The sequence below is a fragment of the Chryseobacterium sp. genome (genome assembly GCF_008831505.1).
In the GTDB taxonomy this organism is placed as follows: domain Bacteria; phylum Bacteroidota; class Bacteroidia; order Flavobacteriales; family Weeksellaceae; genus Marnyiella.
In genome coordinates, this window is sequence record NZ_CP044507.1 from 2,417,130 (window position 1) to 2,429,586 (window position 12,457).

General features: G+C 44.1%; 8 protein-coding genes. 7 read left to right on the forward strand and 1 reads right to left on the reverse strand.

Going from position 1 to position 12,457, the window contains the following annotated elements:
• Positions 1-7 precede the first annotated feature (7 nt).
• Positions 8-259: a type B 50S ribosomal protein L31 gene (locus F7R58_RS11350; protein ID WP_158065028.1), complete on the reverse strand. Its 252-nt coding sequence runs from the start codon at positions 257-259 to the stop codon at positions 8-10.
• A gap of 180 nt (positions 260-439) precedes the next feature.
• Between F7R58_RS11350 and F7R58_RS11355 the strand changes: the two genes are divergently transcribed.
• From F7R58_RS11355 to F7R58_RS11385, 7 genes are all read left to right on the forward strand, one after another.
• A complete protein-coding gene (locus F7R58_RS11355) occupies positions 440-1,840 on the forward strand; it encodes a hypothetical protein (RefSeq protein WP_158065029.1) in 1,401 nt (466 codons plus the stop codon).
• 19 nt (positions 1,841-1,859) lie between these two features.
• Positions 1,860-2,195, forward strand: a complete 336-nt coding sequence (locus F7R58_RS11360) for a nucleotide pyrophosphohydrolase (protein ID WP_158065030.1) — start codon at positions 1,860-1,862, stop codon at positions 2,193-2,195.
• Positions 2,195-3,430 carry a hypothetical protein gene (locus F7R58_RS11365; protein WP_158065031.1) on the forward strand — a complete coding sequence of 412 codons (1,236 nt, stop codon included), beginning with the start codon at positions 2,195-2,197 and terminating at the stop codon, positions 3,428-3,430. Before F7R58_RS11360 ends, F7R58_RS11365 begins: the two co-directional genes overlap by 1 nt.
• Positions 3,427-4,677 (forward strand): 3-phosphoshikimate 1-carboxyvinyltransferase, encoded by a 1,251-nt coding sequence (locus F7R58_RS11370; protein WP_158065032.1) that lies wholly within the window; start codon positions 3,427-3,429, stop codon positions 4,675-4,677. Before F7R58_RS11365 ends, F7R58_RS11370 begins: the two co-directional genes overlap by 4 nt.
• Positions 4,667-5,467: an SDR family NAD(P)-dependent oxidoreductase gene (locus F7R58_RS11375; RefSeq protein ID WP_158065033.1), complete on the forward strand. Its 801-nt coding sequence runs from the start codon at positions 4,667-4,669 to the stop codon at positions 5,465-5,467. The genes F7R58_RS11370 and F7R58_RS11375 overlap by 11 nt, the downstream gene beginning before the upstream one ends.
• A 103-nt stretch (positions 5,468-5,570) precedes the next feature.
• On the forward strand, positions 5,571-7,136 hold the full coding sequence (locus tag F7R58_RS11380; protein WP_229723812.1) for a hypothetical protein: 1,566 nt from the start codon (positions 5,571-5,573) through the stop codon (positions 7,134-7,136).
• Between the two features lie 433 nt (positions 7,137-7,569).
• On the forward strand, positions 7,570-12,447 hold the full coding sequence (locus F7R58_RS11385) for a hypothetical protein (RefSeq protein ID WP_158065035.1): 4,878 nt from the start codon (positions 7,570-7,572) through the stop codon (positions 12,445-12,447).
• The last annotated feature ends 10 nt before the right edge of the window (positions 12,448-12,457 follow it).

Below are 12,457 nucleotides of genomic sequence, written 5' to 3' on the forward strand. Positions count from 1 at the left end.
CCGTAAATTACTTTGCGAATTTCTTATACTTGTTCATGAACTTGTCTACACGTCCTGCTGTATCAACCAGTTTGGTTTTACCGGTGTAGAAAGGGTGTGAAGTTGAAGAGATTTCCATTTTGATCAGTGGATAAGTCTCACCTTCATACTCAATAACGTCTTTAGTCTCAGCAGTAGACTTACTTAGAAACATCTCGTCGTTACTCATATCTTTGAAAACAACAAGTCTATAATTTTCAGGGTGGATACCGTTTTTCATAACTTATTAAATTTAAATTAATTACAAAAAATTAGCGTTGAAATAAGTAATGGATCTTTCTCTGCTGAATTTTAGAGTGCAAAAATACTAATTATTTTCAAACCTGCAACATAGAGATCTCATTTTTTGCAATTTAATGTTCCGCTTTTTTCGTTAAATTTGAAATCTATTAGTGAGGATATGAAATTAAAAATAATTGCAGCAGTGTTCTTCTGGGCAGCCCTGCTTATGATGTCCTGCAACAGGGATGAAATTAGTTTTGAGGCTCCTTCTCAGGAACTTCGCTTTTCAGCAGATACTGTGTTTTGTGATACCGTATACCATCAGGTCCGTTCCGAATCTTACGCTGTGAAGGTATACAATACCGAGGACAGGGATATTATGATCCCAAATATTGAACTGGGCCGCGGTGCCTCTTCACTATACAGGATAAATGTGGATGGTAAGTCCGGATATTCTTTTAATAATGTACCACTCCGGAAAAAGGACAGCCTCTATATTTTTGTAGAAATCGCACCTACGGCATCATCGCCCGAGGCCATTGCAGAAGACCGAATCTTTTTTACCACCCCTGCCGGCAAGCAGCATGTGACACTCTTCTCTGTAGTTCAGGACGCTGAATTTTTTGTTGAGACAGCCGGCAATCCCAATATCCTTTCCGGAAACATTACATGGAATGACGGTCGGGCTAAAATTATTTACGGTGATCTAACTGTTGCCCCCGGAAGCACACTGAATATTGAGCAGGGTACTAAAGTTTATTTCTTTAGGAACAGTGGTATGAAGGTGGCAGGCGGAGCTACCGTAAATATCAACGGGGATCTGGATGATGAGGTAATTATCCGCGGCGACAGGAACGATCCAAAATACGACACTATTCCCAAAAACTGGAACTCAATGCGGTTTGAACCAGGATCCACAGTAAATATGAATTACGCCAGAGTTTTTGGCGGAATACGTGGTCTGGATTTACGTGAAGCTGCTGCGACTATAAAAAACTCCATTATACACACCTTTGATGAATATGGCATTTATGCTGTAAACTCAACTGTAAATGCTGAAAATTTGGTGATGAATAACTGCCAGAATGCCGATTTTGGTATTTTTAAGGGCGGAAATTACAACATCATCCATTCAACGCTCGCTAATTACTGGCAACTTACCGGCACGGGAAGCGGCTTGGCGATGTATGCGGCCAACGAATGGATAAACAGCAGCGGCCAGACAGAAACCGCACCACTCAGCCTCAATATCGGAAACTCCATTCTCTACACCAAAAGCGCCAATGCCCTTCAGCTTAAACCTGTAAGCGGCCAAACATTCAATTATCAGGTCCGCAACTCACTGCTGAAATACGATGTAGGTGCCGGTTTTAATTTTGATACCAGTCCGGGAATCATTAACTCCTTTAAGAATACAGATCCGGCATTCCTGAACTACTATACTGAGAAAATGAATTTAAGGGTTGCTGCAGACTCTTATGCCAAAGGGAAAGGTTCCGCGGGTATTGCAGCAACCGTGCCCCTGGATATCGTGAAAATCTCACGCACATCGAACCCCACACTCGGTGCGTATCAGTAAATTAATCAGCACAGAATCTATGGAAAAGGAGATAACAGTCCTCCAAAAGCAGGTGGACGCCTGGATCAGAACTGTAGGTGTCCGCTATTTCAACGAACTGACCAATATGGCCATGCTTACCGAAGAGGTTGGCGAAGTGGCGCGGATCATTGCCAGAAGATACGGCGAACAGAGTGAGAAAGAATCCGATAAAGGGAAAGATCTGGGCGAAGAGCTGGCGGACGTTTTATTTGTTACTTTGTGCCTGGCCAATCAAACAGGTACTGATTTACAGGCTGCTTTCGACAAAAAGATGAAGCTGAAAACCGAGCGGGACGCCACCCGTTATCATAACAATGAAAAATTAAAACCTTAATGCACAAATTTCTTATAGCTTTCCTTATAGCTCTATCCGGTGTTTCATGGGCGCAGGTTACTGTTCCCTATAGGATAGGCGACAGGTTCGGCATCGCCGACGAAAACGGGAAGATGCTTATTCCGGCAACTTTTGATGTGATTGACGTACATGCGCCCGGGGAATTTACCGCCACAAAAAGAAGTGCAAACGGTTTTAAAACGACTTACATTACTGATAACAAGATCAGGCTAAGTGATACAGATTACAATTATTTCAATTTGGATTCTTCATTCATAACTGCGGTTAAGTTGAAAAACACAGGGGATTTTGGTGCAGATGATTCCCGAAACAGCGTCACAGATGTTTATACCTTAAGCGGTAAAAAAGTCTTCGAGCAGTCTTACCGTTTTGTGAATTTTATTGAAGATGAGAAAAAGCCCGCATTGAAGGATGAAATTTTAATCATAACCAATGATCTGAACGGTAAATACAGTTTGCTTTTGCTTAGTAAGAAAACCATGAAGGTGACCAGGACCTTTTTCGAGAATGCCGTTGATGTGGATACTGATTACGACCGGTTCCCTTCAAGCTTCAACGTAAAATATGTCTTGGCGAGAGAAACAACCTTGAATCAGCTCACTATAACCTTTGAAAACGGCAGGATAAAAACACATAATTCAGAGCCTGTTTCGCCCTCTTCAGGCTTTGGGAGATCAGTATCCGAAAGCTACAGTTCCTATTCACCACCGCCCCCACCGCACGCTTATGCTCAGGAAGGAATTAAATCTCCCCAAAATAAACCGGAACAAATAAATGACAATATTGCACTGGAGATCAAAATGGTTGAACTGAATAAGCGATATACCGAACCTTTTACCGACCAGACGATGACCCTCGTTAACCATAAACTTACGAAGGAATATGCAAATCTGGTGAAAGTTGACGGTAAATGGGGCTATTTCGGCAACCAAACAAAAAACTGGATTCTACCGCCGTCTTATGATGAAATTATCCTGGACGAAGGAAAATGCGTTTTCTGCAGCACTTATGTTGTGCGCGTGGACGGGGTTTACCGAATCATTGAAACAGAGCATAACAAACAAAAAACCTACCCCGGCAAATTTGTAAAGATTCCTCATTTTGCAAAGAAAGATTTTGGAAGAGAAGGATTCCAGCTGATTCAGCTTTTTGATGAGGACGGTAAATTCTTCGCATATGCCAATCAGGACGGTAAAGTATATTACAGCAGATGATTCTCAAAAAATCTAAACTTTTAAGTAACAAGACCATTGAAATCAGCGGTTCGAAAAGCATATCGAACCGTTTACTGATTCTGCATGCGCTGTTCAGTAATATAAAAATTAAAAATCTTTCAGATTCTCAGGACACGCGCCTTCTTCAGGCTGCGCTGCAAAACAGTTCAGATACGGTAGATGTCCATCACGCAGGCACGGCTATGCGCTTCCTCACCTCCTACTTTGCCATTCAGGAAGGCAGGACAACGGTACTTACGGGTTCGGAAAGGATGAAAGAGCGTCCCATTAAACCTTTGGTGGATGCTTTAAAGCAATTGGGCGCACAGATCGACTTTCTGGAAAATGAAGGCTACCCTCCTTTAAAGATCACGGGCCGCAAACTAAGTGGGGGCGAAGTAAGGGTTCAGGCAAATGTGTCCAGCCAGTTTATCACTTCACTTATGCTGATTGCTGCAAAACTTGAAAACGGCCTAACCATTATTCTGGAAGGGAAAATAACCTCCATACCTTATCTTGAGATGACACTTAAAATCCTTCGGACGATCGGAATCACAAACAGTTGGGAGGGCAACAGGATAACGGTGAAGCCCACTATTCAGACCGAAAAAAATTCTCAGATCGTGCCGTTTATCATAGAAAGTGACTGGAGTTCCGCTTCCTATTTTTATTCGCTGGCAGCTCTTGGCAGAAGCAGTATCAACTTAAAATGTTTTAAGCCCTATTCACTTCAGGGAGATTCGGTGGTAAGGGAACTTTACTGGGAGTATTTTGGCGTTAATACAATTTCGGAAGGTGCGGAAGCTAAAATTTCGCTCCTGCCTGACAATAACTTTAAATATCCAGAGCGGATAGAACTTAATATGAATGCCTGTCCCGATATTGCCCAAACCCTTTGTGTAACCGCTGCAGGCTTGAAAATCCCATTCCACATTACCGGGCTGGAAACTTTAAAAATAAAAGAAACAGACCGGCTTTCGGCACTACAAAATGAACTGTTCAAAATCGGGTGCCTTACCGAAACCACAGACTCGGCGATCTGGAGCACTAACTTTATAGAGCCTTCAACAAATATCACCATTGATACGTACAGTGATCACCGCATGGCCATGAGTTTCGCACCCATCTGTCTCCTGCAGGACCTAAATATTAAAAATGAACAGGTGGTCGAAAAATCCTATCCTAACTTTTGGTCAGATTTGGCGCTATGCCTGACTCCACAACATGAAGATTCAGATGAAAAATAATAAAACAATAATCATTACCGGCACCTCGGGCGGAATAGGCTTTACACTTGCCGAATATTTTGGCAAAAAAGGCCATAAAGTTTACGGACTGAGCCGGAAGACCGCAGAATCACCTTATTTCACCACGATTCCTACAGACATCACGGATAGTACCCAGGTTCAGGCAGCCATAAGAAAAATTTCAGATGAAAGTGAAAACATTGACCTTCTGGTTAACAATGCCGGAATGGGAATGGTGGGAGCCGTTGAGGATTCCACAAAAGACGATATCTGGAAACTGTTTAACCTTAATCTCGTGGGTGCCGTTCAGTTAATGTCGGCGGTATTGCCTGCCATGCGCGCTCAGAAAAGCGGACAGATCATTAACATTTCCAGTATTGGCAGTGAAATGGGCCTGCCCTTCCGTGGGTTTTATTCAGCCTCGAAATCTGCACTCGACAAAGTCACAGAAGCCATCAGATATGAAGTTTCTCCCTGGGACATCCAGGTGTGCTCACTTCACCTGGGCGATATCAGGACAAAAATTGCAGAAAACCGTGTGAAAACTACTGTTTCCGAACCCTACAGCACTACGTTTGCCAAAGTTCATGACCTTATGAATTCTCATGTTGACGACGGCACTGAACCGCTGGATGTAGCTGTATACATAGAGAAACTGATCACCAGGAGAACCTGGAAAGCCCACTATTATTTTGGAAAGTTCGGCCAGAAGGTGGGTGTGCCTTTGAAATGGATTTTACCCCAAAACTTTTACGAAAGGCTGATGAAAAAGTATAATAAGCTGGACTAAGAGTTTACCATATTGATTCTGCACAATGAAACCTGAAAATATCCGTTTTTCCTAAGCTGCCACCGTGTGCCGACTGCTACAAATATCATTTTTACTCTTATGTGTGTTCATCAATGCGCAGCAAAAGGAATTCTGGCTCATTGATGTAAACACCAGTGAAAGGAAAATAGTAAAAGATTCACTTTCGGCCACAAAATTCCTGGACTCACTCGCCGCAAACAATCACTTTTTTACTGAAGTAAAGAGCGTAAAGGACGAAGCAGTGCTTACCAAAATTTACTACGACAAAGGCCCAAATTATAACAGCGCAAATATAAAACTATCGGACAGCGTAGCCGCTGACCTTAAGATATCCGGGTCTTTCTACACCAAGAACCTGGATTCAGTACGCAAGAGCATCAACCAAAAATATGTGGATTTAGGTTACTCATTCAGCCGTGTAAAAACGAAATACCTGGGCATGAAAAACGGAATTCTGCAGGTGGAGCTCTCCGTAAACCGGAGCCGGCAGAGAAAAATAGACGGTTTCGTAATGAAGGGATACGATAAAGTACCAAAACGCTTTGTGAAGAATCTCGAAAAAGAATTCAGATCACGAAGATACTATGAAAATAATCTGCTCGCCATCAACCGAAGTCTTCAAAACCACCCTTTCGTAGCTCTGGAAAGACCACCACAAACACTGTTTACCCAGGATTCTACCAACATCTATCTCTTCCTGCAAAAGAAAAAAGTAAATTCCTTTGATGGTATGCTGGGCTTTGGAAATGACAGGGACGAGAAATTCACCTTCAACGGCACACTGAACCTAAACTTCAGGAATGTTTTCAATGGTTTTGAAAGCATCTCACTGTATTGGCAGCGCAACCCCGATAAAGGTCAAACCTTCGACCTGAAAACCGATATTCCCTATCTTTTCCAGTCTAATATAGGTGCCAGCGTCAACATGAATATCTTCCGGCAGGATTCCACCTTTGCCAATGTAAAAGTATTGCCGGCGGTGTATTACAACCTCTCCGGCCGGCAAAGATTGGGGATTCGCGGCACATTTGAAACCTCTACGGTGCTGGATTCCCTATATACGCAGGGCACTGACTATACCCGGAAAGGCGCGGGACTCTGGTACGACTATACAGCGCCTACCGAAATTGAACTGTTCCTGCACAAAACTCGTGTCCGTGCCGAAGCTGATGCACTTTTCACCAACTATTCGGCAACGGACCTGGATGCAGTACAAATGCGTTATCTTCTGGCAGCCGAGCATAACCTTCACCTGCGCGGCAACAATTACCTCAATTTAAAAGGGGAGTCTGCCATGCTGAGTTCAAAGAATGAATTCACCACCAATGAACTCCTGCGTTTCGGTGGCTGGAACTCCCTGAGAGGGTTTAATGAGGAGGCGCTGTATGCAGATTTTTACTATTATGGCGCTGCCGAATACCGCTATCTGGTAAATAATCAGGCATTTTTTGACGTGTTTCTGCAGTATGGGCAACTTTACAACAGGATGGCTGACCTTAAGCCCCAGCTTTACAGTTTTGGGGTAGGATTTAATTTTTTTCTGCCCATAGGACTTATGAGTTTCCAGATCTCGAACGGGAATGAATTCGGCAACGAAATTAAGTTTGGGGACACCAAGATTCACTGGGGGATCCTCACAAGGTTCTAATAAGGAGCATTCCGCACTGTGCTTCGGTGCGGAACATTCAGCCCGCTGTCCGCTACTACCGGCGCCCGCCTGCGGCGGGCGCCGGTAACCGCTTCCATCGGGGCTATAACTTTGGCTATACCTTCTTTCCCGCACTCCTGTTCAATTCATATCCCTTTAAGTTTGCCTTAAACAAAGCTTTAAGATGCGGGTAAGTGCTCTACTGGGGATTCCCCCCTGAAACAAATCCCTTATAACAGGTATATTCGTTAGTATTTTTCACTTTTTACATACAACCTGAATAAAATCTTCCTAATTTCGTAAGGCATTGCATTTCACAGATGCAATCACAGGGCTACGATGGCTACAGGCGCCAACCTGTGTGTTAGGAATTTGGCCTTAAAGGTTTCTTTCACAAAAAAACGAAAAACTACCAACCACAAAACTCAGTAAAATGCCCGATCTCTCTAAATCAGCAATAAATTTATTGCAGGATTTGGATTTGGAATCCATACAGCAAATCCGGCCACAGCAACTTGAATCACTCATAACCGCGCTTCAGAAATCTCATGTCCGCGAAAAATCCGCTCCACCATTGCGCGCTCCGCAGTTGGTTTTGGAAAAAAGGAAAAACCGCGAGATCCTGAAACTGAAGAATATTGGGCAAACTGCCATTCCACCGGCTGTACGTGCTGAGTATGAGGTGGAAGCCCATCATTCAATAGCTGCCCTGTCTGCATTGAAGGACAGCCTGGACCTGAGTTCGCATTTTATGGTAGCAGATAAGGTAATGGGTCCTTTCGAAACGCTGGACGGACTAGAAATATTCATTAATATTTACAGGTATATAGATGACTTTAAAATCCTCTTCCCGGGAGAAACTCAGGCCGCAATGGTCCTACCTGTCCGTTTACCCCGTCTGGTCTTGGCCGGCACACGGTTCAGTACACTTACTCTGATTAAAGGAAGCGTCTGGATAAGAGCAGACCTGCTGGATCCCGCAGCACCAAAGGAAAAATATATTGGTCTGCGCATCTCCTCCGGCACAGTGAAATTGGGTGGCAACTTCCCTCCCGGCAACAACTCTATCCTAATACCAAAAACTTCGCAGATGGAATGCGAATTCAGTCTGGACAATTCCTACCAGCCTGAAGCAGTTGAATCCATTGGAACCGATGGCCGGAACTCCGTTTTCACTCCTACGGCAATACTCAAACTGAAATCATTAAATTCACGCTTCCGGATTACAAGTAGTGAAAAGTTCACCGGAAAGACACTTGGTCAGGAAATCAGTCTCAGTTCATTTTCGTCCACCTTTGCCTGGGATGCCGTTAAAAGCCATGCTGTTCTCCATCTTACTTCCGCAGAAAATCATTTAACAGTACGCCAATCCGAATCTAAACTATACCATCTGGAAGGAAGATGCCCGGCCGGCAATTTCCGGTGGCTCCTGCCCAGCGCAACCCTGGTGCAAAACCAAAGTATAGAAGTGAAGTTCAACGGTGTACTTGGAGCAACGCTCGGACCGGGACTCAGTTGCATCTGGGACGGCATCAGGAATTCCGCTGCGATGGTGAAAGCGAACAGTTGCGAACTGCTGTTCATGAGCGGACTTGTACATCTCAGTTCTGATTCAGCAGTTTTCGGTTCGGTGCAGGACCATCTGAAACTTTGGCAGCATTCCGCAGAAAATGCTGAAAAAATGGAGCTTAAGGTAGGTTTCTTGGACTACAGATCTCTTCAAATCACTTCTCAAAGTGGCCAGATGGACATGATAAGCGCCTTTGCGGATACGGATTTTTACATAAATAAACCTCTGCTGGCCGATAACAGGCCAGTGCATCCAAAGACAAAAAAAAGCATATACGCCAGGGTACATGGGAAAAATGGGAAAATAATAATGATCCTGGACAGCGACATGCTGACCGAAGATCAGGTGCCGGGAGCCAATACTCCATTGCCCAGGTATCAGTTCGCACTCCAGAATGCATACTTTACAACTACAGAGGAACTGGGGTTATTCCTGAATGCGAAATATAAAGACGAAAACAATGTTTACGAAGGAAATTTACTACTGCAGTACGGAATCTATCATGTTTTGCCTACACTTCCTCATCCTTATACGGCCAACCGTTACGTACATCAAAAGACCCGCAACAGTGTAGTATCCGGTGTCTTTCAGGCCATCATAAAATGGAGTCAGGAAAGCGGGCTGAAAGAGGCTGAGGTCACCTTTAAAATGAACCGGCAGTTCAGTGAGCAAAGTTTTACAGTAAACACTGAGAATATTGTAAACAGTAACAGATACAAGCATCAGGAGTTGCGTATGAACAATAATTTCATGCTGTTTGATGTGAGTACCGAATCTGACCATTGGGGTGTGGCGCTTACAATGGAGAACCGTGACATCATGCGCAAACTGTATTCACATGATGTTAATATAACGGATGAGAATGTGGTCACCATTAATAAAAATTATCTGCAGACACCAATGGGTTTTATGCACGGACTCACACTTCCCCACATTAGCTGGGAACCTGTAGCCAATATCACTCCGCCGGACCACGGGATGGATCCCCCGGAAGGAATTCTGAATCAGAAGAACAACAGTGTACCTACAGTATTTAGCCAACTGTATAATAAGCCGGTAAAAATACACCCCAGGAATTATTTGGAAAGTTTCCGGGAAACATTGAAGTCGCCTACCGGTGAATCCACAAATCTGCAGTCCAAAATTCTTTTCAGCTTACCTAACGCCAAACTGTCAGTGGTATCACTGCATCCCTACAATCAGGAGAAAATGTGGCAGCAAGGGCACCTGGATTTCATTATGCCCAAATTTGAACATCAAAACCAAAGCCTCTCCGGCGGCCTCCAGTTTAGGATTGCAGCCTTCAAAGATCCAAATCCTGACCAGCCACCCCGCATGAGAGGAAAAACGGAGCAGTTATACAACCTTACTGATTTCACTAACGTAAGCATTTTAGGCCAGTCTGTAACCACCATTTTCAACGGTGCTTTTAACCCGCAGAATCAGGAAGTGGATGTCGGCGTTCCCATTACCCATATCGATTTTTCCGGTTATGGTGCAAGCACCTTCAGTGACTGGCAGAACCCGACGGCTAAGTTTGCTGCCATTGCGCAGGCCAAATTCAATGTCCTGAAAGGCAGAACTGCCTATGAACTGGTGCAGGCCGTAAGTGTTATTTATCCCTGGGGGATCTGTACTACCCGAACAGTAACCTTTCTAAGGAACAATAACGCCGTAATCTTCCGTGAAGACAGCGGCTGGGTGGCTAAGGGCCAAGGTCTCTTCGACTTCAGTTTTCACTGGCCCACCAATAATGGCACTGTGTTCTATCCTAACATTTATGATATATACCCCGGTTTGGTACAGGGACTTTTTAACGTCACCAACATTAAAGAAGACTATAATGACGTCATTAAATTCAGTTTTGATTTGCAGAACGGAGATTTCTCCGTAAATAACAGTGCACTTCAGACCAATGCAGCCGGAACAAAAGAGGCAGAATTTGTAGCTGTTTATTTTGATGCTGATGTGAAATTGGATCCTTTGGATAATCAGGTTACAGGGAAGAGGTTCAAAGGTTATCTGCAGCTCCAACCTCAGGGTGTGCCGGTGCCTGCTAGAGTTCTGAGGCAGATACTGGATAAAAGTCAAAACCCCGTCAGCGGTGAAATCGATGCTGTTCTACCTGTAGAAAGAACACTTCAAAAGTTTAAAAGCAATTCAGTAGAGGTAAATCCTTCCTATCAGAATGACAATAACGGGGCAATCACCTTTGTAGCATCTGTAAAGGGATCGGTAATTTTACCACCGGACGGTAGCTGGAGTGTCGTAGAGGTTGATAAAAACACGGGAGTTGTTCAGAATCTGAAAACAGGAAGTACCGTAGGTTTAGTGAAGGATGGACTAAGACCCAAAAACCACGGCAACCCGTTCCAGCTGAATAGCACCAAAACCCTTGTCGCATTCCCTGATGGTTTGAAGAATTCGGTGAGCAGCTTCAGCAGAACCTACGGATTTCTGCAGAATACAGAAACTCAAAAGCTGTTACTGAACTCCGTACAGTACTTAAAAGGGCAGACTGAAAAATACACTGCTGACCCTGCGCTTCTGGCCGACAGCTTCAGGCTACTCAGTTCCAAAGGTCCTTTCCCCAATCTGAGTGAAGCAATAAAAGTGGATAATGCCGCGCAAACGGTAATCGACCTGTTGCCCGACGGCCCGGTAACTGGTGGAGTGAAGAAAATATTCAATTATGAAGTGCCCTCAAACTTCAATTATAATATCGTCGGAAAAGAAGGTGATGCTTTCAGGATTTACATCAAATATAATGCGGTTGATAAAAATGGCAATCCGTCGCATAAATCGGTAATCAAATATGTGACAGATTCCGTATCTGAGGACCGCTGGAGCAATCAGATGCATCATCTTACCATAGGTGTGGATCTGGTCTTTAAACCCATCATGTACATCTCCGGAGATTTCGGAAACGGTAAGAAGATAAGCGCCGGATTCAATACGGGGAGCAGCCCTCAGTTAAAACTCTGCAAAGAACTGCAGACCATTTATGATATTCTGGAATTTCTGAACAATCTGGATCCCATGCAGCCTTCTGAGGCGGTAAAAAAAGCGCTGAAAATCGTGATGAGCAATTCGGCCGACAGTTGGGAGTATAAATTCAAAGCTGATAAGGAAATACCTCTAGTCAAATTTCCTTTTGACCCCGTGAATTATAATTCACCAACCACGCCACTCAAACTGGATGCCTTCTTCAGACTTGGGGTGTACTTTAATCAGCCTATCAAGATCCCAAATACGATAAATCAGCTGAAACCTTCTGTGGGCGCCTATCTGGAGTTGGGTGCGGATTTGCGAGTGATGTGTGTGAGTGTAGCCGCAGCTACAATCTATGCGGTAGGCCGTGCGGAAGTAGGTCTGGCTGCCGACCTTAACACACCGCCTACACTCTATTTTAAATTTGGTTTCGGAGTGGAACTGGCTGTCGGATTACCTGTTATTGGCTCCGTAGCGGTTCTCTTTATGGTAGGTGTGGATATTAAGATAAACAGCGTGGACGTTATCGTAGGCGCATTCATCTACTTCAGAGGCCGGGTGGAAATTCTGGGTGGTATCGTTACCATAACAATTTCTATAGAAGCAGCCGGACAGATCCACAAAAAGGTGGATTCCAGCCAACCTACCAACTGTATTGCCAAATGCACATTTGCACTTGATATTTCGATTGCATTTGTCATCAACATCAACTTTACGGAAACCTGGGAGGAAACCCGACAGATCAGTTAACCAAACACGA

Coding starts and splice junctions, on each gene's coding strand:
- F7R58_RS11350 (WP_158065028.1), bottom strand. CDS start 259: ATGAAAAACGGTATCCACCCTGAAAATTATAGACTTGTTGTTTTCAAA.
- F7R58_RS11355 (WP_158065029.1), top strand. CDS start 440: ATGAAATTAAAAATAATTGCAGCAGTGTTCTTCTGGGCAGCCCTGCTT.
- F7R58_RS11360 (WP_158065030.1), top strand. CDS start 1,860: ATGGAAAAGGAGATAACAGTCCTCCAAAAGCAGGTGGACGCCTGGATC.
- F7R58_RS11365 (WP_158065031.1), top strand. CDS start 2,195: ATGCACAAATTTCTTATAGCTTTCCTTATAGCTCTATCCGGTGTTTCA.
- F7R58_RS11370 (WP_158065032.1), top strand. CDS start 3,427: ATGATTCTCAAAAAATCTAAACTTTTAAGTAACAAGACCATTGAAATC.
- F7R58_RS11375 (WP_158065033.1), top strand. CDS start 4,667: ATGAAAAATAATAAAACAATAATCATTACCGGCACCTCGGGCGGAATA.
- F7R58_RS11385 (WP_158065035.1), top strand. CDS start 7,570: ATGCCCGATCTCTCTAAATCAGCAATAAATTTATTGCAGGATTTGGAT.